Below are 22,156 nucleotides of genomic sequence, written 5' to 3' on the forward strand. Positions count from 1 at the left end.
ATTCGTCATTTGTACAAAATAAGTATTTGATATTATGAGATTTAACTCACATTTTCGTATTGTGGAGTATGCGCATATTTTAAACGATTTAAGAAAATTCTTGCCGTTTAATCACCCTTTGGTTGTATTATTTCGGACTGCGAAAAATTTTTTTCAGAAGCCTGTTGCGGCGTCCGGACATTTCGCATAAGTTTTTCCGGCAACGTTTCAGTGAGGGAGGAAAACTCATGAAAGTCCGTTATTTCGCAGCCGCGCTCGCGGCCTCGGTGGCGCTTGCCGGCGCTGCGCATGCGACCGATCTTGAAGTGACACATTGGTGGACATCCGCTGGCGAATCCGCGGCGGTGAAGGAATTTGCCAAGGCATTCGATGCGACGGGGAATAAATGGGTCGACGGCGCTATTGCCGGCGGCGGCGACACGGCTCGCCCGATCATGATCAGCCGCATCACCGGCGGCGATCCGATGGGTGCGACGATGTTCAACCACGGCCGCCAGGCGGAAGAGCTGGTGCAGGCCGGCCTGATGCGCGACCTGACCGATCTCGCCAACAAGGAACATTGGGCCGAAGTGATCCGCCCCAAGAACCTGCTCACCGAATGCATGGTCAACGGCAAGGTCTATTGCGTGCCGGTCAACATCCATTCCTGGCAGTGGCTGTGGCTCTCCAACGCCGCCTTCCAGAAGGCCGGCGTGCCGGTTCCGAAGAACTGGGACGAATATGTCGCCGACGCTCCCGCGCTCGAAAAGGCCGGCATTGTTCCTCTGGCGCTCGGCCGCCAGTCCTGGCAGACCTCCGGCGTCTTCAACGTGCTGATGCCAGCCATCGCCGGCAAGGACATTTATCTGAAGGTCTACAAGGACAAGGACGCCAAGCTGGCGGCCGGCCCGGAAGTTGCCAAAGTGTTCAAGGCGGCGGACGATGCCCGCAAAATGGCAGCGAAATCCAACGTGCAGGACTGGAACCAGGCGACCAATATGGTGATCACCGCCCAGGCCGGCGGACAGATCATGGGCGACTGGGCGCAGGGTGAATTCCAGGTGGCCAAGCAGGTTGCCGGCAAGGATTATACCTGCCTTCCGGGCCTCGGCGTCAACGCGCTGATCTCGACCGGCGGCGACTCCTTCTACTTCCCCAAGCTGAATGACCCGGAAAAGAGCAAGGCGCAGGAACTTCTTGCCTCCATCATGCTGAGCCCGGCGACCCAGGTTGCCTTCAACTTGAAGAAGGGCTCGGTGCCGGTGCGTGGCGACGTCGACCTCAATGCAGCCAATGACTGCATGAAGAAGGGTCTCGACATCCTCGCCAAGGGCAACATCATTCCGGATACCCCGCAGATGCTGACCGAAGACACCAACACGCAGATCAATGACCTGTTTGCCGAGTTCTTCGCCAAGCCGGAACTGACGCCGGAAGCAGCGCAGAAGCGCTTCGCCGACATCATCGCAAGCGCTCAGTAAGCGCGAGCTCCTCCCAAGGTCCCGGCGCCGTCATGCGGTTGCCGGGACATTTTCCGGGTGGCGGCGAGGCTGCTTCCTCCCGAGGTGAGTTTCCGGAGGCATCACATGGCCGATAAAGCCGCCAGGCGCCCGAGCCGGCTCCTGCACAATCTTTCCGCCAAGATCGCGGCTATACCGTTGATTTTCACGGCCCTGGTCGTCTTCCTGGGCGGCACGATATGGACAGTCGTCTATTCCTTCACCGATTCAAAGCTGTTGCCGCGCCTGCATTTCGTCGGGCTCGCGCAGTACGAGCGGCTGTGGGCGACGCCACGGTGGACGGTGGCAGTCGGAAATCTGTTCATCTACGGCGCCTGCATGCTGGTTTTCTCGCTGCTGATCGGCTTTGTCCTCGCCGTGCTGCTCGACCAGAAGATCCGTTTCGAGAACACGTTCCGCACCATTCTGCTCTATCCGTTCGCGCTGTCCTTCATCGTTACCGGCCTTGTCTGGCAATGGATATTGAACCCCGACCTCGGCGTGCAGCACATCGTGCGCTCGCTTGGCTGGACGAGCTTCGACTTCAATCCGCTCTATAATGCCGACATCGTCATTTTCGGCATCCTGATCGCGGCCCTCTGGCAGGGAACGGGCCTTGTCATGTGCCTGATGCTTGCCGGCCTGCGCGGCATCGATGAAGATATCTGGAAGGCGTCACGCGTCGACGGCATTCCGACGTGGCGCACCTATGTTTCGATCATCCTGCCGATGATGCGCCCGGTGCTGGTCACCACGCTGGTCATCATCGCTGCCGGCATCGTCAAGGTCTATGACCTCGTCGTGGCGCAGACATCAGGCGGGCCGGGCATCGCGTCGGAAGTGCCGGCAAAATATGTCTATGAATACATGTTCCATGCCCAGAATCTCGGCCAGGGCTTCGCCGCTTCGACGATGATGCTGCTGTCGGTGGCGATCATCCTGACCCCCTGGGCCTATCTCGAATTCGGACGCCGGAGGAAAGCATGACGGACGCGACATTTTCAGGCCCCTCCGGCCCCAAGCCCAAGCCGTTGATTTCGGGCCGCAATATCTTCGTCTACGGGCTCTTGATCATCGTTTCGATCTACTATCTCGTGCCGATCTACGTGATGATCGCCACCTCTCTCAAGGACATGGACGAAATCCGGCTCGGCAATATCTTCTCGCTGCCGCAGCATTTCACCATCGAGCCGTGGATAAAGGCCTGGGCGGAGGCCTGTACTGGGCTGGATTGCACCGGTCTCAGCAAAGGCTTCTGGAATTCGGTGCGCATCACCGTGCCGTCGGTGATCCTGTCGATCGTGATCGCCTCGATCAATGGCTACATGCTGGCGAACTGGCGCTTCTGGGGCGCGGAAGCGGTATTTTCGGTGCTGTTGATCGGTGCCTTCATCCCCTACCAGGTCATGCTCTACCCAGTGGTCATCATCCTGCGCACTTTTGGCCTCTATGGCTCGCTGACCGGCCTGATCGTGGTCCACACGATTTTCGGCATGCCGATCAATACGCTGCTCTTCCGCAATTACTTCTCGTCGCTGCCGCCGGAACTGTTCAAGGCGGCGCGCGTCGATGGCGCGGGCTTCTGGGGCATCTATTTCCGCATCATGCTGCCGATGTCGATCCCGATCTTCGTCGTCTCGATGATCATCCAGATCACCGGCATCTGGAACGACTTCTTGTTCGGCGTGGTCTATACCCATCCCGACACCTATCCGATGACGGTACAGCTCAACAACATCGTCAATTCCGTCCAGGGCGTGAAGGAATATAACGTCAACATGGCGGCGACGCTGCTCACCGGTGCTGTGCCGCTGATCATCTACTTCATTTCCGGACGGCTCTTCGTCCGCGGCATTGCCGCCGGCGCGGTGAAAGGTTGAGAGAATGAACACCAACAGTGTCAGCGTTTCCATCAAGGATCTGTCGCTGAATTTCGGCGCCGTCAGCGTGCTCAAGGACCTGAACCTCGAGATCCACGACGGCGAATTCCTGGTCCTGCTCGGCTCGTCCGGCTGCGGCAAGTCGACGCTGCTCAATTGCATTGCCGGCCTCCTGGAGATCTCGGAAGGGCAGATCTTCATCAAGGGCAAGAACGTCACCTGGGAAGAGCCGAAGGACCGTGGCATCGGCATGGTGTTCCAGTCCTACGCGCTCTATCCGCAGATGTCGGTGCGCAAGAACCTGTCCTTCGGCCTCTCGATCGCCGGCCTGCCGAAGGCCGAGATCGAAAAGCGCGTCGCACGAGCGGCGGAAATCCTGCAGATCCAGCCGCTCCTCGACCGCAAGCCGGCAGCGCTTTCCGGTGGCCAGCGGCAGCGCGTGGCGATCGGGCGTGCCCTTGTGCGCGATGTCGATGTCTTCCTGTTCGACGAGCCGCTCTCCAACCTCGACGCCAAGCTGCGCTCGGAACTGCGCGTCGAAATCAAGCTCCTGCACCGGCAGCTGGAGAACACCATGATCTATGTCACCCACGACCAGATCGAGGCGCTGACGCTGGCTGACCGTATCGCCATCATGAAGAGCGGCATCATCCAGCAGCTCGCCGACCCGACGACGATCTACAACAAGCCGAAGAGCCTGTTCGTCGCCGGCTTTATCGGCTCGCCGTCAATGAACTTCCTCAAGGGTACCGTCGAGGCGGGCGAGGGCGGGCCGGTGGTGAGCACAGGCGGGGTGCGCATTCCGCTTGCCGGCTATCATGCCGAGAGCGAATTGACGCCGGGCCGCAAGGTTGTCCTTGGGGTACGGCCGGAACATATCGGTGTTGATGAGGTTCAGGCGAAGCAGACCTTTGACGCCGTCGTCAATATCGAGGAGCCGATGGGCGCCGACAACCTGCTTTGGATGGAATTCGCCGGGCTGAGCAAGGTCGGCGTCCGCATCGCCGGCGCCCGGCGCTATGCCGCTGAATCGAAGGTTAAGCTTTCCTTTGATATGGGGTTGGCGTCATTGTTCGATGCAGAGACGGAGTTGAGGATTTAGCGGGGAGTGCGGGGTTTACCCCCTCTGCCCTGCCAGGCATCTCCCCCCTCAAGGGGGGAGATCGACTCGTGGCGGCCGCTCGTGCCAACCTCGACGTTTTCGATGGGGCGGTGGGCGCGCCGCTTGCAAATCTCCCCCCTTGAGGGGGAGATGCCCGCCCTTCGACAAGCTCAGGAGGGCAGAGGGGGGTGCCACATCCTCCCGACGATGATCTAACGACGCCGAACGATGTGAACCGAGACGTGAGAATGCCATGCCCGACACCGCACCCATCGACCTTTCCGGCACCTGGTCGCTTTCCGCGGAAGGCCAACGTCCGGACCTGACGATTGCACTGCCCGGTGACATCTATTCGGCCCTGCAGGCCGAAGGCGTTATTCCTGACCCGTATTTCGGCAAGAACGAGACCGCCGTGCGATGGGTGGCCGAGCGACAATGGACGGTCGCGCGGAGTTTTGCCCTTGCCGATATCGACATCGGCGGCCACTGGTATCTCGACCTCGATTTCGTCGATACCGTCGCGACCGTGCGGATCAATGGCGTGGTCGTGCTCGAGGCGGACAATTGCTTCCGGCGCTATCGGCCGGATGTTTCGGGCACGCTGAAAGCCGGTGAGAACGTCATCGAAGTGACGCTGCACTCGCCGATCTCCGAGGGCAAGAAAGTCTATGACGCACAGCCCTTCGAAGTGCCGTGGATTGCCGCGAACTCACCGATCCCCTATGGCAACATGCTGCGCAAGCCGGCCTGTCATTTCGGCTGGGACTGGAACATCGCGCTGGCGCCCTCGGGCCTCTATGGCACGATCGCGCTCCGCAAGCTCGATCCGGCCCGGATCGAGCATGTCACCACAAGGCAAATTCATCAGCCAAACGGCTCCGTCGATCTTGAAGTCGCTATCACGCTGTTTGCCGTCGAGCCGGAGATCGTGCCGCTGGAACTCGACTTCGGCGGCGAGAAAGCCAGCCTGAATGCGCATATTGGCATCGGCGAGACGATCGTCCGCCATAGCTTCTCCGTCTCCAAGCCGAAACTCTGGTGGCCGGCGGGCAGTGGCGAGCAGCATCTCTACGCGCTGGTGGTGGGCATCCCGGGGGAGACGGCCACCCGACAGATCGGTCTCCGCAAGATCGAGCATCTGACTGACAAGGACGAGGCCGGTAACCGTTTCGCCTTCCGCGTCAATGGTCGTGAAGTATTCTGCAAGGGTGCCAACTGGATTCCGGCCGATGCGCTCTTCTCCCGCACCAGCCCGGAAAAGACCGAGGCGCTGCTGCAATCCGCCGTCGACGCCAACATGAACATCATCCGCATCTGGGGCGGCGGTTTCTATGAGCACGACTGGTTCTACGACATCTGCGACCGGCTCGGCTTGCTGATCTGGCAGGACTTCATGTTCGCCTGCAATCTCTATCCCTCGACGCCGGATTTTTTGGCCAATGTCGAGAAGGAGATCGACTACCAGGTCAAGCGCCTGCAGCACCATGCCTCGATCGCACTCTGGTGCGGCGACAACGAACTGGTCGGCGCGCTCACCTGGTTCGACGTGTCGAAGAAGGACCGCGACCGCTATCTCGTCTCTTATGACCGACTCAACCGGACGATCGAAGTGGCCATGCGCAAGGCCGATCCGGAAGCGATCTGGTGGCCATCGAGCCCGTCCTGCGGCTATCTGAATTTCGGCGATGCCTGGCACGCCGATGGTGCCGGCGACATGCATTTCTGGTCGGTCTGGCACGAGAATAAATCTTTCGATCACTATCGCACCGTCAAGCCGCGCTTCTGCTCGGAATTCGGCTTCCAGTCCTACACGTCGAACCTGCTGATCTCGAAATTCGCCGACAGGAAAGACGTCAACATTGCCTCTCCCGTGATGGAGGTGCACCAGAAGAATGCCGGCGGCAATGAGCGGATCGCGGGCACAATGTTCCGCTATTTCCGCTTCCCCAAGGATTTCTCCAATTTCGTCTATCTCAGCCAGATTCAGCAGGGCCTGGCGATCAAGACGGCGGTGGAATATTGGCGGTCGCTGAAGCCGCATTGCATGGGCACGATCATCTGGCAGCTCAACGACACCTGGCCCGTGGCCTCCTGGGCAAGCCTCGACTACGGCGGCAACTGGAAGGCCATGCATTACCAGGCGCGACGTTTCTTCGCGCCGGTGGCGCTGTTTGCCATCCCATCACCGAGTGGTGACGTGCTCGATATGGTGATGATTAATGATATTGAAGACAATATCGAGATCGGGGCGGCCTTCTATACGGTCTCGCTCGACGGCAAGGCGTCGCCGCTGCAATCGGCCAAGGCCACCTGCCGTCCCGACAAGGCGATGACGCTGGCCTCGCTTCCGCTGCAGGCCATTCCGGAAAACCACCTGTTGTTCTGGGATGTCCATACCTCTTCGGGCGCCGAGAGCAGGGGTCACCATGTGGTGAACACCTATAAGGCGCTCGACCTGGAGCAGTCCGGGCTCAGCCATACCGTGGTGGCGATTGATGGCCGCTACGAGATCACACTGGCATCGGCTGGCCTGTCCTTGTTCATAATGATCGAGGCCGATTGCGAAGGCTGTTTTTCCGACAATGCCTTCGACATGCTCGCCGGCGAGAGCCGGACAATCATCTTTACGCCGCAGGAAGAAGGCATGACGCCGAACTTTATCGTGCGCGACCTGCAGTCCTGCCAGGCAACGGAATAAACATCAGGGCAATCCCGGCCCGCATCAGAAGGAACGAACCTATGACAGACGTCTCTTTCCAGCTCTATAGCGCCCGCAACTATCCGCCGCTTTCCGACACGCTGGCGCTGCTCGGCTCGCTTGGCTACAAGGAAGTCGAAGGCTTTGGCGGCATTTATGCGTCGCTCGATGCCGATGGTGTCAAGGCGCTGAAGACCGATCTCGATGCCAATGGCCTGACGATGACCACCGGCCATTTCGGCATCGACCAGCTCGAAAGTGAGCCGCAGCGCGTCATTCAACTGGCGAAGACGCTCGGCATGGATTCCATCTATGCGCCCTTCCTGATGCCTGAAGACCGGCCGAAGGATGCGGATGGCTGGAAGGCGTTGGGCGTCCGGCTGCACCAGGCGGGCAAACCGTTCAAGGATGCCGGCTTCGAATTCGGTTGGCACAACCACGATTTCGAATTCGTAGCACTGCCGGACGGCTCCTTGCCGCATGATCGCATGTTTGAATCCGCTCCTGGACTTTCCTGGGAGATCGACGTCGCCTGGGTCATTCGCGGTGGCGCCGATCCGAAGAAATTTTTGAATGACTACAAGGACCGGATCACCTCGATCCATGTCAAGGACATCGCGCCGGCTGGCGAGAATGTCGACGAGGGCGGCTGGGCCGATGTCGGTTATGGTGTCGTCGACTGGAAGGATCTGTGGTCCGCCTGCAAGGCGACCAAGACGCGGCATTTCGTCGTCGAGCATGACAATCCGTCCGACCTGGTGCGCTGCGCCAGCCGCTCGATCGAAACCATCAAGACATTCTGAGGAACATCCCATGACGAAGGAATATGGCGTCGGCATCATCGGCTGCGGCAATATCTCTGCCGCTTATTTCCGGCTGATACCGCTTTACAACAATCTCAAGATCGTCGCCTGCACCGACATCAACATGGCGGCCGCCAAGGCACGGTCGGAAGAATTCGGCGTGCCGGCGCAGGAAATCAGCGACCTGCTCGCCAATCCGGATGTCGACGTGATCGTCAACCTGACGATTCCCGACGCGCATTATCCGGTCTCCCGGCAGGCGCTCGAAGCCGGCAAGCATGTCTATTCGGAAAAGCCGTTCGTGCTGACGCTGCAGCAGGGCGAAGACCTGCGCAATATTGCCGCCGCCAGGAACCTGCGCGTCGGCTCGGCCCCGGATACCTATCTCGGCGGTTCGCACCAGTTCTGCCGCCACCTGATCGACAGCGGCAGGGTCGGCAAGATCATGTCGGGCACTGCGCATGTGCTCGGACCGGGCATGGAAATGTGGCATCCCAATCCGGACTTCTTCTTCAAGCCCGGTGGCGGTCCGGTCCTCGACATGGGGCCATATTACGTCAACAACCTGGTGAACCTGATCGGCCCGGTGAAGCGCGTCACGGCCCTTGCCAACAAGACCAAGCAGGAACGCACCATCTCCAACGGCCCGCGCACTGGCGAAAAGGTGCCGGTCATCGTCATGACCAATGTGCATGCGATCCTGGAATTCGTCTCCGGCGCGCAAGTGGCGCTGATGGCGAGCTGGGACGTCTGGGCGCACCGCCACCAGAACATGGAGCTCTACGGCACCGATGGTGCGATCTTCGTCCCCGATCCGAATTTCTTCGGCGGCAAGGTCGAAGTGGCCGGCACGGATCGCGATCCCAAGGAAGTCGAGGTCTGGGACCATCCGTTGACCGCCAAGAACTATCAGTTCGATTGGGGCACGCAGGCCAATTACCGCGGCGTCGGCCTGTCGGACATGATGGCCGGCGTGGAGGATGCCCGCGACTATCGCTGCTCGCTCGACCGGTCGCTGCATACGATCGACGTGCTGACCTCGATCCTGAAATCGGCGGACGAGGGCAGGGCAGTCGACATCGCGACGAGCTGTAGCCAGCCCGCAGCCTTCGGCATAGACGAAGCCAAGGCGCTGCTGCGCTGAGCAGGTGATAATTGTGTGACAACGGCTTTCCCTCTTGTGGGGGAAAGCCCGATGGCGCTAAACAGGCTCATTCCTCATACAATTGGAGAAGACTCATGGCCGCCTGGCAACCCGCCGACACTCGCTACGACAAGATGAAATATAACCGCGTCGGCCGCAGCGGCCTGAAGCTGCCGGCGGTCTCGCTTGGCCTCTGGCACAATTTCGGTGACGACACGCCGCATGAGCGCAAGCTCGACATGTGCCGCACCGCCTTCGATCTCGGCATCACCCATTTCGACCTCGCCAACAATTACGGCCCGCCTGCGGGCACCGCCGAGTCCGCCTTCGGCGAAATTCTGCGCACCGAATTTGCCGGCTTGCGCGACGAGCTGATCATTTCCTCCAAGGCCGGCTACGAGATGTGGGACGGGCCCTATGGCGAATGGGGCAGCCGCAAATATCTCGTCGCCTCCTGCGACCAGAGCTTGGCGCGCATGGGCCTCGACTATGTCGATATCTTCTATTCGCACCGCTTCGACCCGGAGACGCCGCTCGAAGAAACCTGCGGCGCACTCGACTATATCGTCCGCTCCGGCCGGGCGCTCTATGTCGGCATCTCCTCCTACAATTCGCAGCGCACCCGCGAGGCGGCCAAAATCCTCAAGGAGATGGGTACGCCACTGCTGATCCATCAGCCCAGCTATTCGATGCTCAACCGCTGGGTCGAGGATGACAAGCTACTCGACACGCTCGATGATGTCGGCGCCGGCTCGATCGTGTTCTCGCCTTTGGCGCAGGGCATGCTGACGACCAAATATCTCAGCGGTATTCCGGACGATAGCCGCGCGGCACTGAACCACTTCCTCAAGCGCGAATTCATCCGCCCCGAGATCATCGACAATATCAAGAAGCTCAACGACATTGCCGGCCGGCGTGGCCAGACCTTGGCGCAGATGGCAATCGCCTGGGTGCTGCGCGGCGGCCGCGTCACCTCGGCGCTGATCGGCGCCAGCCGCGCGTCGCAGATCGTCGATTGCGTCGCAGCGCTTGACAATACCGAGTTCACCGCCGGTGAGCTGAAAGAGATCGATGTCTACGCCAAGGAGGCAGATATCAATCTCTGGGCCAAGTCGGCCGAACGCGCATAAATCGCGAATGCCCGGGCGGAAACGTCCGGGCATATTTCGCCAGAATTCTGATGTACGTACCGCATGTTGGAGGAGATGGTAAGATGATCCGCAATCCCATTCTGCCGGGCTTCAATCCCGATCCGTCGATCGTGCGGGTCGGCGAGGATTATTACATCGCCACTTCGACCTTCGAATGGTTTCCCGGCGTGCAGATCCACCATTCGCGCGACCTGGCGAACTGGACGCTTGTCAGCCGGCCGCTGAATCGCAAGGCGCAGCTCGACATGCGCGGCAATCCCGACAGCTGCGGCGTCTGGGCGCCGTGCCTGTCCTATGCCGACGGCCTGTTCTGGCTGGTCTATACCGACGTCAAGCGCTTCGAAGGCTCGTTCAAGGACACGCATAACTATATCGTCACCGCAGCGTCGATCGAGGGGCCGTGGTCCGATCCGGTCTATGTGAACTCCGCCGGTTTCGACCCGTCGCTCTTCCATGACGACGATGGCCGCAAATGGTTCATCCAGATGCAGTGGAACCATCGTAAGAGGGCATTCAATACGCCCGGCTGGCATCCGGCCTTTGACGGTATCCTTTGCCAGGAATGGGATGCGAAGACGAAGCGGCTTGTCGGTCCGGCCCACAACATCTTCGGCGGCACCGATCTTGGGCTTGTCGAGGGCGCGCATCTGTTCAAGAAGAACGGCTGGTACTACATCACCGCCGCCGAGGGTGGCACCGGCTATGAGCATGCCATTGCCATGGGCCGTTCGCGCGACGTCACCGGACCTTATGAAACGCATCCGGAAAAATATCTGCTGACCTCCAAGGATGCGCCGGAGGCGCCGCTGCAACGCGCCGGCCACGGTCAATATGTCGAGACGCCCGACGGTGAGGTCTACGTCACCCATCTCTGTGGCCGGCCGCTGCCGCCGCAGCGGCGCTGCACGCTTGGTCGTGAGACCGCCCTACAGAAATGCGTTTGGGGCGAGGATGGTTGGTTGCGGCTCGCGCATGGCGGGCTGGTGCCCGCGGTCGATGTGCCTGCGCCGGGCAATGCGGAGACCAAGGCAAAGCCCAGGATTGTTGTCAGTGATTTCGATGCGCCGGACCTGCCGGCGGATTTCCAATGGCTGCGGACGCCGGAACCGGAGCGGTTGTTTTCGCTCGGTGAACGCGCGGGGCACCTGCGCCTGCATGGCCGGGAAAGCATCGGCTCCTGGTTCGAATTCGCGGCTGTCGCGCGCCGGCAGGAGGATCATTGCTTCCGTGCCGAAACGGTGGTCGAGTTTGCGCCGGACACCTACCAGCAGGCTGCCGGCCTGACTTATTACTACAATCGTTACAAGTTCCACGCGCTTGCCGTCACCTGGCATGAGGAGCTTGGCCGGTCATTGACGATCCAGTCATGCCCGGGAGACTATCCGGCCGGCAGGCTCACCTTTCCGGTCGAAGATGGGATCGCGCTGCCGGCAGGCCGCATCCATCTCGCAGCAGAAGTGCGAGACAACGACTTGCAATTCTTCTGGCATGCCGACGGCGAGACGGCGTGGCAGTCGCTCGGCCCGGTGCTGGATGGCGGCGTGGTGTCGGACGAAGGCGGCGTTGGCGAGCACGGTTCCTTTACGGGAGCCTTTGTCGGCATGTTCGCCTATGACACCAGCGGCAGGGCGCAATATGCCGATTTCGATCGGTTTTCCTATGAGCGTCTGTGACGACGGACACCGCGCGATTAGACATCGAAATGATCGGGCGGCAAGCCATTTTTTGCGCGTTCGGCCATCTGTGCGTAGGCGCTTTCCAATGCCGTGGTGAAAGCCTGCGGATCGAAGAGCGGCGCCGTCGGCCGAGCCGCGACAAGACGCCGCCGCAAGCTGCCGAGATGCTGGCGGCCCGTCGCCAGTTCGACGGCGAAATCAGCGAAATGTCTTTCGTCGCGCGCCACCAGTTCCGGCAGGCCGACGGCGTTCAAAAGGCTTTCCGAGACTCGTGAAGCGAAATTCGTGCCGCGCTTGGTCAGCACCGGCAGACCGGCCCATAGCATGTCCGAGGTCGTCGTGTGGCCATTGTATGGCCAGTTGTCGAGGCAGAGATCGGCGGCCTGGGCGCGGGCAATATGCGCTTCATAACCAGTGGCGTCGCAGAAGATGACACGATCGGGCGCGACGCCTTGTTTGGCGAGATAGTCGCGAAAATTCGTGCGGCCGAAATCGTGATAGATCATCGCCCAGAGCACTGAATCCGGTGCCCGACGCAGGATCTCGGCCCAGAGATCGAGATTGCTTCGCGTAATCTTGCGGTTGGAGTTGAAGGTGGCGAAGACAAATTTGTCTTCGGGCAGGCCGAGTTCGGCGCGCGGCGCCGCCGGCGGCAGCGGACGGTGGCCGCGGTCGTTGGGCTGGTAGCTCGCCGGCATGCGGACGAATTTCTCGTGGTAGAACGGCTTTGAACTGTCCGGCAGGAGGACGTGGTCGCCGATGACATAGTCGACATCGACGCCCGTGGTCGAGCCGGGAAAGCCAAGCCAGGCGACCTGGATCGGTGCCGCGCTGTGATTGAGCGCATGGCAGCGGGAATCACCGGTATGTCCCTTGAGGTCGACGAGGATGTCGATGCCGTCGGCGCGAACGCGCTCGGCGATCGCCTCGACGCCGAGCGGCCGGACTGGCACGATCCTGCCCCAATCGGCGCGACCGCCGTCGTCGCGCTCGATCAGACTGTCGGACGTGTAGCAGTAGAGCGTCACGTCGAAACGCTGGCGGTCATGCAGTTCGAGCACGTTGCGCACCAGCCGCATCGTGGCATGCGTCGAACCGAAATCGTTGGACAAATAGCCGATGCGGAGTTTTTCATCCCAGCGATGCGGCATGGTGCGACGGCGGGCCGTGGCCTGGGGTGAGGGGTCGCCCTTGATGCAGATATTGTTGCGCGCCAGCCGGTTGAGCCTCTCGTCCTCGCAATGCAGCAAGTTGGCGAATTGCGTCTGGCCTTCGAACACCCATTCGCGGCCGGCTTTGATCTCACGTTCCAGCCAGGCCTCTTCGGCGGCGACTGTATCGTAGTCGCAGAATTCGCGCGCCACCGACATCAGCTTGAAATGGGTGAAATGATCGTCCGGATAGTGGGCGATCAGTTTTTTGAACAGGCCGAGATTGAAGGGATTGCGGGTTTCGGCGCTGATCAGTTCGGCGGCGAGTTTGAGATGTTCCGGATTGTCGCTGGCCGTCAGCCGGTTCTTGAAATGCTCCAGCAGTTCCGCCTCGCCGCGGGCGCGAAAAGCCTTGACGAGGACGAAGATCACGTCCGGATCGTCGGGGATGCGCTTGTTGGCCTGCATGGCATGCAGGAAGGCTTTTTCCTCGTTGCCGGCTCTGTCGGCCGCCTGCATGGCCTGTTTGAAATAGCGGTAACCGGCATCGCTGTCCGTGGTCCGGTCGGCGGCCATTTCATAGGCTTCCGCCGCCTCGGCAGGCATTTCGGATTTCACCAGCGCGTGGCCGAGCAGTTCGAAGATTTCCGGGTGTCGGGTGGCGGGGGACTGCATCGCCTCGTTGATCAGGGCGAAGACGGAGGGAAGATCGTCGGCCTGGTAGGCATCGAGGGCTTGTCGGTAAAGCTGCATCGGCGGTTCCCGAGAAATATCTGTCGGTGGCCGCGGTTGAATGAACGAATCGCGGCATGGTCCGCTCAATAAAGACGCTCAGCCTTGTGTTGAGGTGACGGGATGTCTCCAGACCGCGGCCTGCGTGGTGAGTCGCGCTTCCCCCTGACGCAACGCGTTCGTCAAATGGCTGGCGAGGAAATCCAGGAGGATGCGCACATGTTGCGCCTTGCGCAGCCGCTGCGGCGCCAGCGCCCAGACTTCCTTGCCGCTGCTCACCGGCAGCGGCATGCAGCGGACGATGTCCGGATCAACTGCGGACAGCATATCGGGGCAGGGCGAGACGCCCAGCCCGGCCCGCATGTTGGAATAGATGGTCATCAGGCTGTTGTGGCGGAAAGCGAACCTTTCCTTTGGCACATGCGATCTGAGCCACTCGCTGACCGGGCCTTCGAAGCGGCCCTCGATCACTGTGATCACCGGATGGTGATGCAGCTCGTCGAGCGTACGCGGAATTCCATTGCGCTCAGCGTAGGCTCTGCTGCAGCAAATACTCCATTCGTCGCCGGCAATCCGGCGGCCGAACAGCGACGGTTCGGTCGGCGGATCGCTGGCGCGGATGGCAATATCCGCCTCGCCGCGCGTCAGGTTGAGAAGGGCGTCGCTGGTGTACAGCTCGACCTCGATCTCCGGATGCTCCTGGGCAAAGGCGACCAGCGCGCTGCCGACGAAATGGGTGATCAGCAATTCGGGTGCCGTCAGCCGCACCTTACCCTTCATACTGCGCCCGGTATGCGCCGCTTCATCTTCGAAGGCGGCATGCGCCGCCTCGATCGCTTCGAGCTGCGGCAGCAGCGCTTTCAACGCATCGGTGGGAACGTAACCCGTGCGTCGCTTCTCGAACAGTTCGTAGCCGAGTACTTTCTCGAGCGCGGCAATGCGGCGCATCACCGTCGTCTGGCTGATTTTCAGCACCTGGGCGGCCGCCAGTGTCGAGCCCTCGCGGACGACATGGGCGCAATATTTGAGATCGTTCCAGTCCATGTCTGTCGTTATGCATTATTGCAGAATGATTTTGCAAATTGAAATTTTGATTTCATCCGTAATGCAAAGCAGGAGAGTGCTCCGAAACAAGTTTTACAAATGAGGCTCACAATGCAGTTGATTTACGATCCCGCGTCGACATCGTCGCGCATCGTCACTTTCTTTCTCCATGACCATGCCATCGAATTCGAGGGGAGGAAGATTTCGCTTGCCAAAGGCGAGCACCATGAAGCCAGCTTCGGCGCCGTCAACCCGAACCGCGAAGTCCCGGTTCTTGTCGAGGACTGCGGCTTCCGGCTCGCCCAGAGCACGGTCATCATCCAGTATCTGGCGCAGCAGCGTGGCCTGGATGTTTACTCGGCTAATCTTCGTGATCGCGCCAAGGTCGATGAGGCGGTCAGCTGGTTCAAGACCAATTTCCATATCTATCACTGCGCGCTGCTCTCCTATACCCACATCCTGCCGGCCTTCCTGTCGATGGATCCAGCCACGCTCGGCACGGTGCGGGCGATCGGCAAGAGCGGCAGCGACAAATATCTGAAAGTGCTCAACGATCACATGATCGGTCCCAATGCCTATGTCTGTGGCGATCGGATCACGTTGGCGGACTATGTGGGTGCTGCAAACGTGACGCTCGGCTATGCCGCCGGCATGAACTTCGCCGACTATCCGAACATTCGTCGCTGGTTGAGGACACTCCGCCACCACAAGGGCTGGGCGCCGGCCTATGCGACCTTCGAATCCATGCTGGCGCAGGCGTCGGCCCAGAAAGTCGCTTGAGGGGGAATCGATGAGAAAATGGCTATTGCGAATTGCCACGGCTCTCGCGGCGATCGTGCTTCTTGCCGTCTCCGGCGTCTATGTGATGTCGGAGCTCAGGCGCACCCGAACCTATGACGCGCCGCTCGTCGCCTTCGATGCGACGAAATTCAGCTTTGCGCCCGGCGAGGCAGAGCGTCGGGCCCGCAGCATGATGTGCCTTGGCTGCCACGGCGAGGCGGGCAATGTCATCTTCCAGGCCGACAATGTCGGCCGGCTGGTGGCGCCCAATCTTACGCGGATGATTCCGCAATATACCGACAGCGAATTGGAGCGGCTGATCCGCCGCGGCGTCAAGAAGGACGGCACCGGCGTCATCGCCATGCCGGCCGCCACCTACGCCAATCTCTCCGATGATGATATTGCCGCCATCATCACCTTCATGCGAAGCCGCAAGCTGTTGCCGGATCACCAGCCGAGCGCAAGCGAATGGGGTCCGCTCGGCCGCGTCGCGCTGGCCACCAACCAGATCCCCTATGAGGCCGACCATGTCCGTGTCTTCGAACAGGGCAGGAGCAGACCGGCGGATCTCGGTAAATACCTAGTCAGCGTCACCTGCTCGCATTGCCATAATCTCGACAGCGAACATGACAACGGTTTTGGCATGAAGACGCCGCCGCTCAGGACGATGGTATCGAGCTATACATTCGATGAGTTTTCGACGCTGTTCTCCACAGGCAAAGGTAAGGGCGGCCGCGACCTCGGACTGATGACGGAGACGGCACGCAACGAGTTCTCGCATTTTTCCGAAACGGAGCGGCGGGCACTCTATGACTATCTGAATAAAGAAGAATAGCGCGGAGGCGAGTTAGGCCGTCGCCAAAGCGGGAGAGGCGGGCACGATGGTCTCGCCGATCCCCACCGCCGCGAAAGCACGCGCAATCACCTCCGGTCCCGCGTCTCGGCGTGTGGCGTCGGATGACAGGATCTGGCGGTATTTGCGGGCACCGTCGACACCGCTGAACAGGCCGATCATGTGGCGCGTGACATTGGACAGCCGGCCGTCGGCGGAGATATGGCGGGCGGCGTGCTCCATCATCGCATCGCGAATGAAAAGCCAGTCGATCGCGGCGACCGGCTCGCCGTGGAAGCGGTGATCGACTTCGCCGAGGATCGCCGTGTCGTGATAGGCGGCGCGGCCGAGCATGACGCCGTCGACATGGCCAAGATGCGCTTGCGCCTGGTCGAGGTCGGCAATGCCGCCATTGATACCGATGAAGACATGCGGATATTTTTGTTTCAGGCGATAGACGCGGTCGTAATCGAGCGGAGGGATGTCGCGGTTTTCCTTCGGCGACAGGCCCTGCAGCCAGGCTTTGCGGGCATGCACCCAGAGCGCATCGGCGCCGGCATCGAGGACGCGGGCGGCGAGGTCGTCGAGAGCGATTTCCGGATCCTGCTCGTCGACGCCGATCCGGCACTTGACGGTGACGGGAATGGAGACGGCTGCCTTCATCGCCGCGACGCCGCGCGCCACAAGATCGGGATCGCGCATCAGGCAGGCGCCGAACGTGCCGGACTGGACGCGGTCTGAGGGGCAACCGACATTGAGATTGATCTCGTCATAGCCGAAATCGGCGCCGATGCGTGCGGCTTGGGCGAGTTTCGCCGGATCCGAGCCGCCGAGCTGCAACGCCACCGGATGTTCTGCTGCATCGAAGCCGAGCAGTCGGTCGCGCTTGCCGTGGATGGCTGCGTCAGCGACGATCATCTCGGTGTAAAGCAGAGACTCTCGGGTCAGCAGCCGATGCAGGAAACGGCAATGCCGATCCGTCCAGTCGAGCATCGGCGCGACTGAGAAGATCTTCTGTCCGGTTTCGAGTGCCGCGGCATACATGGTCAGTGTCCCGATACCGCACCCGAGATCAGCGGGATGTTGGGAAGCGCACCGCCGAACACCTCGTCGGCGCCGTCATAGATCATGCGGATCGCGACGAAGACGATGATCAGGAAGCCGATCCAGGCGATCCACTTGTAGCGTCCCAGAAGCTTGGCGATGACTGCCGAGGCCGCGCCCATCAGCACGACCGAAAGGCCGAGCCCGAAGATCAGCGCCCAGACATGTTCGCGCGCCGCGCCCGCGACTGCCAGCACATTGTCGAGCGACATCGAGACGTCGGCAATGATGATCTGCGTCACCGCCTGCCGCAGTGTCTTGGTGCCGGGGCGGGCGCCGACCACGCCATCGTGGTTGTCGTCCCTGCCAGCAAGCGCTTCTTGCGCCTCATGCACCTTATGCTCGGGCGTGGTGAGCTCGCGATACATCTTCCAGCACACCCAGAGCAGCAGGATGCCGCCGAGCAGGATCAGGCCGACAAGCTGCATCATCCAGGTGGCGGCGAGCGCGAAGACGATCCTGAGCACTGTTGCGGCGAGAATACCGATGAGGATGGCTTGCCTGCGCATGCTCGACGGCAGGCCGGCGGCGGCCATGCCGATCACGATCGCATTGTCGCCTGCGAGCACGAGATCGATCATGATGACCTGCATCAAGGCGACGACTGCGGCGTAATCCAGTCCAAGCATGGGGAAGCGAAACTCCGTTTCAGGGCTGCGATCGGGTTGACGTCGTGGCTCAGCCACTTGGACGGAAACGCGGCATGAGTCAACCGCGGCGATGAAGGGCCCTAAAGCGTATCGCGTGAACAAGGATTCGCACGACGCGCTTCAGGTTTTTGTTTGCGCATGCCTTTTTCGCGAAACCGCTGCACAGTTTCGCGAGACATGCTGTAGGTCGCCAATTGGGGAGTTGTGATAGAATTTCAAGCGCCTATGATGCAGAAAATTCGTCTGCGACGCCATTGTTGGTCATGGCGTCCGACGCCTGTTTGGAGGAAGAGAGCAGACATGCCGCTTTATGCACTGGGCGACGATAGACCGGTAACCCTTGGCGAAGACAATTACTGGATCGCGCCGGGTGCGCATGTGATCGGCAAGGTCACGATCGGCTTTGACGTCGGCATCTGGTTCGGTGCCGTTGTCCGCGGCGACAACGAGCTGATCGCCATCGGCGCGCGCACCAATCTCCAGGAGGGCGTCATGGTGCATACCGATATGGGCTTCCCGGTGACCATCGGAACGGGTTGCACGATCGGCCATCATGCCATCATCCATGGCTGCACGATCGGCGACAATTCACTGGTCGGCATGGGCGCCACGATCCTCAACGGTGCGAAGATCGGCAGCAATTGCCTGGTCGGCGCCAATGCGCTGGTGACCGAGGGCAAGGAGTTCCCCGACAATTCGCTGATCGTCGGTTCGCCGGCACGGGTGATACGCAGCCTGGACGAAAAGGCGGCCGAGGGCCTCAGGCGCTCGGCGGAGAGCTATGTGCAGAACTGGAAGCGTTTCCGCCGCGACCTCAGAGGGCTTTAAGCAGGTTCCGGAAAAGCGTCCCGCGGTTTTCCGACGAGAACCTGCTTAGACTTCACGCGATCTTCCGTTCGGTTTCCTCGCCCAGCATGGCATAGGTCGCCTCGGCCGGCATCGGTTTGCCATAGAAATAGCCCTGGGCGATGCCACAGCCGAGATTTCTGAGCGTCTCGGCCTGGGCTGCGGTTTCCACGCCTTCGGCGGTCGTCACCATGCCGAGGTCGCGGCAGAGATTGACCACGGCGCGCACGATGGCCAGCGATTCCGGATCATCGCCCATGTCGCGCACGAAACCCTGGTCGATCTTGATCTTGTTGAACGGGAACTTGCGGATATAGGACAGGCTCGAATAGCCGGTGCCGAAATCGTCCATGGCGAAGAGGACGCCGATCGCCTTGATCTGGTTGAGCGCCGCCATGGTCTGTTCGGTGTCGTTGAGGAACACGCCCTCGGTGATTTCCAGCATCAGCCGGCCGGGATTGAGCCCCGACTTCTTAAGCGCCGCAAGCACTGTCAGCGGCAGTTGGCCGCCGTTGAATTGCAGCGGCGAGATATTGACCGCGACGCTGACATGTTCGGGCCAGAGCGCGGCCTGTGCGCAAGCAGTGTCGAGGATCCAGGCGCCGAGCTCGGTGATCAGGCCGGCTTCCTCGGCAACGGGAATGAATTCGGCCGGCGAGACGAAGCCGCGGGTCGGATGTTCCCAGCGGATCAGCGCCTCGAAACCAACCAGCGCCTCGGCATCCAGCGAAACCAGCGGCTGGTAGTAGAGCTTGAACTTGCGGCCGGCGATCGCCTCTCGCAGGTCGTGCTCCATTTCGCGCCAGTCGCGCATGCGACGGTCCATGTCCGTCTCGAAGAAGCGGAACGTGCCGCGGCCTTCCTGCTTGGCGCAATAGAGGGCAAGGTCGGCATTCTTGGAGAGATCGTCGGCATCGGCGCCATCCTGCGGCGAGATCGCAATGCCGATCGACGTRCCGACGACGATGCGGTGGCCGTGAACCTGGAAGGGCTCGGAGATCCGCTCGATCACCTTGGTCGCCAGCTGTCGGGCTGCTTCGGGCTGGGCGGCACCGCTCTGGAAGATGGCAAATTCATCGCCGCCAAGGCGAGCCGCGAAACAGTCCGGACCGATGGCGGCGCGCAGCCGTTCGGCGACCTGCACCAGCAGCGCGTCCCCGACCGGATGGCCGAGCGTGTCGTTGACGATTTTGAAGCGGTCGAGGTCGAGGAACAGCAGCGCCGACTCGCGATCGGCGGCGCTTGCGGCGTATTCGGTGATGTGCTGGCGGAACAGCGTGCGGTTGGCGAGATTGGTCAGGCTGTCGTGCATGGCGAGATGCGCGATCTTTTCCGAAGCGGCCTGCTTTTCGGTGATGTCTTCATGGGTGACGACAAAGCCGCCGTCCGGAAGCCGCATCACCGTCATGGTCATGACGCGCCGGTCATCCAATTCGACCACGCGCTGCGAGGTCTGGTAGGTGCCGCCATGGGTGTGTACATCGGAGAGCACCTGATCGGAAATGGTGCGCCTGACACCGGCGCCCATGGTGCGGCAGAGCCCGATGAAATCGTCGACGGTCATGCCAAGCAGGTCGACCTGGCTGCCGAGATTGTAGATTTCCTGCAGGCGCCGGTTGGCAATGGTGATCCGTCCCTCGCGGTCGAGCATGTAGAGGCCCTGTGGCATGTTCTCGATCGCGCCATGCAGCCGGTCGCGCTGCAGCGAGATTTCCGCGCGCGATGTCTCCTGCAATTCGCGGCGTGTCTTGGAGAGCGCATTGAAGGTACGCGAGAACTGATTGGCGAGGTCGCCGATCTCGTCGCGGCGCGTCAGGAGCTTGGCGTCGATAGGGTCAGTCTCGTTGCGCATTGCAAGCCCGAGATTGCTGACATTGATGGTCAGCGCCTCGATCGGCGTGGTCACGGCGCGGCGGAAATACCAGCCGATCAGCAGCGCCAGGATACAGGTGGCGAAGACGGCAGAGGCGATTTCCCAATTGCCGAGATTGGCCTGCTGTTCGGTCCTGAGCTGCGCGTTGCGATTGATGCGCTGCGCCACATCCATGATGTTGAGAAGGGCGACCGAATACTGGCCCTGCTCGCGCTGCAGCCTGAGCACCAGAGCCTGCTTCATCCGCTCATTGTCGAGCAGCGCTGCCTGGGAATTGAAGATCGAATGGTCGCCGAGATGCGACATGCGCTTGGCTTCGGCGACAAGCCCGAGCAGGGCCTGATAATCATAGATGCGGTTGTTGCGCTGGAAATAGGGCTGGAGATCGCTGACATTGCTTTCCAGCGACAGGAGCTTGATCCAGTAGCCCTTGCGCATGCGCTCGAGATCGTAGGGCTGGCTGACGTTGGAGAGCATGGTTCCGACATTGAGCAGTTCGGTGACCACGATCTTGAGCTTGTAGAAATCCCTGAGCCATTGCCAGGCTTCCCTGGTCCGGGCGTTGAGGCCGACGGCGCCGATCAGTTGAGCGCGCGTCGGCGAATAAACGTTGCCGGTGCTTCTGCGCCAGTTGTCGGCGATCTGGTTCTCCAGATTGAGGATGTTCATCGAGGCGGTGACGGAAATCAGGTTGGTCGTGGCGCGCAGCGACGTCTCCGACGTCGAGATATGGCTGCGTGCCGTCATCGACAGATGGCAGACGTCGAGCAGCGCCTGGCGTGTCCGAAAAATCTTGTTGCCGGAGAATTCGTAGCGGCCGAGCTCAGTCGCGGCATCGGCCTGTGATGCCAGCTTCTTCAGCATGGCGAGCTTGTTGCGCTGGTTGGTCTGGGACTGCTCCAGATAGTTTGCAGCACCCTCCAGGCCGGCGCAGTTCTTCATCACAGGATCGAAAATGCTCTGCAGCTTCTGATAGCTTTCCGACAGCGAGATGACGCCGATCAGCAGCGGCGAGGCGGCCTCCGCCGAGAAATTGACGGATTCCTCAACCTTCTGAATGTTGTAGCCCGCATTGAGGCCGGTGAAAACGGCGGCCATCAGAGTGAGGCCGACACCGAATGTCACCTTGTTGCGGAACCGAATGTTCGAGTCCCGAAACCGGCTGCCAAATCGATGCCCGCCAGGATTGCCCATCCTTCGCCCTTCTCAGCC

Annotated in this window: 17 protein-coding genes; 12 read left to right on the forward strand and 5 right to left on the reverse strand. The window is 60.9% G+C overall.

Going from position 1 to position 22,156, the window contains the following annotated elements; genetic code table 11:
- Nucleotides 1-227: 227 nt before the first annotated feature.
- The 9 genes from AC1DYF_RS20360 to AC1DYF_RS20400 all read left to right on the forward strand — a co-directional run bounded on the left by AC1DYF_RS20360 (nt 228) and on the right by AC1DYF_RS20400 (nt 11,929).
- Complete coding sequence (locus AC1DYF_RS20360; RefSeq protein ID WP_477878578.1) at nt 228-1,460, forward strand: ABC transporter substrate-binding protein; 1,233 nt, start codon at nt 228-230, stop codon at nt 1,458-1,460.
- Between the two features lie 105 nt (nt 1,461-1,565).
- Complete coding sequence (locus AC1DYF_RS20365) at nt 1,566-2,465, forward strand: carbohydrate ABC transporter permease (protein ID WP_477878579.1); 900 nt, start codon at nt 1,566-1,568, stop codon at nt 2,463-2,465.
- Nucleotides 2,462-3,358 carry a carbohydrate ABC transporter permease gene (locus tag AC1DYF_RS20370; RefSeq protein WP_477878580.1) on the forward strand — a complete coding sequence of 299 codons (897 nt, stop codon included), beginning with the start codon at nt 2,462-2,464 and terminating at the stop codon, nt 3,356-3,358. Before AC1DYF_RS20365 ends, AC1DYF_RS20370 begins: the two co-directional genes overlap by 4 nt.
- 4 nt (nt 3,359-3,362) lie before the next feature.
- Nucleotides 3,363-4,460, forward strand: a complete 1,098-nt coding sequence (locus AC1DYF_RS20375) for an ABC transporter ATP-binding protein (RefSeq protein WP_477878581.1) — start codon at nt 3,363-3,365, stop codon at nt 4,458-4,460.
- Between the two features lie 253 nt (nt 4,461-4,713).
- Entirely contained in the window at nt 4,714-7,158 is a 2,445-nt protein-coding gene (locus AC1DYF_RS20380; RefSeq protein WP_477878582.1) for a beta-mannosidase, read from the forward strand.
- 41 nt (nt 7,159-7,199) lie between these two features.
- Nucleotides 7,200-7,961, forward strand: coding sequence for a sugar phosphate isomerase/epimerase family protein (locus tag AC1DYF_RS20385; protein ID WP_477878583.1), 762 nt, complete (start codon nt 7,200-7,202; stop codon nt 7,959-7,961).
- 10 nt (nt 7,962-7,971) lie between these two features.
- Nucleotides 7,972-9,105 carry a Gfo/Idh/MocA family protein gene (locus AC1DYF_RS20390; RefSeq protein ID WP_477878584.1) on the forward strand — a complete coding sequence of 378 codons (1,134 nt, stop codon included), beginning with the start codon at nt 7,972-7,974 and terminating at the stop codon, nt 9,103-9,105.
- Between the two features lie 95 nt (nt 9,106-9,200).
- Complete coding sequence (gene mgrA, locus AC1DYF_RS20395) at nt 9,201-10,235, forward strand: L-glyceraldehyde 3-phosphate reductase (protein WP_477878585.1); 1,035 nt, start codon at nt 9,201-9,203, stop codon at nt 10,233-10,235.
- Nucleotides 10,236-10,318: 83 nt separating this feature from the next.
- Nucleotides 10,319-11,929, forward strand: coding sequence for a glycoside hydrolase family 43 protein (locus AC1DYF_RS20400; RefSeq protein WP_477878586.1), 1,611 nt, complete (start codon nt 10,319-10,321; stop codon nt 11,927-11,929).
- A gap of 17 nt (nt 11,930-11,946) precedes the next feature.
- On the opposite strand, the gene AC1DYF_RS20405 is transcribed toward AC1DYF_RS20400, so the two are convergent.
- Complete coding sequence (locus AC1DYF_RS20405) at nt 11,947-13,836, reverse strand: O-linked N-acetylglucosamine transferase, SPINDLY family protein (protein WP_477878587.1); 1,890 nt, start codon at nt 13,834-13,836, stop codon at nt 11,947-11,949.
- A gap of 78 nt (nt 13,837-13,914) precedes the next feature.
- Entirely contained in the window at nt 13,915-14,859 is a 945-nt protein-coding gene (locus AC1DYF_RS20410; RefSeq protein WP_477878588.1) for a LysR family transcriptional regulator, read from the reverse strand.
- Nucleotides 14,860-14,970: 111 nt separating this feature from the next.
- Here AC1DYF_RS20410 and AC1DYF_RS20415 point away from each other — a divergent pair, with 111 nt between their 5' ends.
- Both AC1DYF_RS20415 and AC1DYF_RS20420 read left to right on the forward strand, forming a co-directional pair.
- Nucleotides 14,971-15,639 carry a glutathione S-transferase family protein gene (locus AC1DYF_RS20415; RefSeq protein WP_477878589.1) on the forward strand — a complete coding sequence of 223 codons (669 nt, stop codon included), beginning with the start codon at nt 14,971-14,973 and terminating at the stop codon, nt 15,637-15,639.
- A 10-nt stretch (nt 15,640-15,649) separates the two neighbouring features.
- Nucleotides 15,650-16,474 carry a c-type cytochrome gene (locus AC1DYF_RS20420; RefSeq protein WP_477878590.1) on the forward strand — a complete coding sequence of 275 codons (825 nt, stop codon included), beginning with the start codon at nt 15,650-15,652 and terminating at the stop codon, nt 16,472-16,474.
- 12 nt (nt 16,475-16,486) lie between these two features.
- Here the strand turns inward: AC1DYF_RS20420 and dusA are convergent, their stop codons facing one another.
- Entirely contained in the window at nt 16,487-17,515 is a 1,029-nt protein-coding gene (gene dusA, locus AC1DYF_RS20425) for a tRNA dihydrouridine(20/20a) synthase DusA (protein ID WP_477878591.1), read from the reverse strand.
- Nucleotides 17,516-17,517: 2 nt separating this feature from the next.
- Nucleotides 17,518-18,204: a TerC family protein gene (locus AC1DYF_RS20430; RefSeq protein ID WP_477878592.1), complete on the reverse strand. Its 687-nt coding sequence runs from the start codon at nt 18,202-18,204 to the stop codon at nt 17,518-17,520.
- A 321-nt stretch (nt 18,205-18,525) separates the two neighbouring features.
- On the opposite strand from AC1DYF_RS20430, the gene AC1DYF_RS20435 reads away from it, so the two are divergent.
- Nucleotides 18,526-19,053 carry a gamma carbonic anhydrase family protein gene (locus AC1DYF_RS20435; protein WP_477878593.1) on the forward strand — a complete coding sequence of 176 codons (528 nt, stop codon included), beginning with the start codon at nt 18,526-18,528 and terminating at the stop codon, nt 19,051-19,053.
- 52 nt (nt 19,054-19,105) lie between these two features.
- Here the strand turns inward: AC1DYF_RS20435 and AC1DYF_RS20440 are convergent, their stop codons facing one another.
- Nucleotides 19,106-22,138, reverse strand: coding sequence for a putative bifunctional diguanylate cyclase/phosphodiesterase (locus AC1DYF_RS20440; RefSeq protein WP_477878594.1), 3,033 nt, complete (start codon nt 22,136-22,138; stop codon nt 19,106-19,108).
- Nucleotides 22,139-22,156: the final 18 nt, after the last annotated feature.

This window comes from Rhizobium sp. P2_G9 (assembly GCF_056403475.1).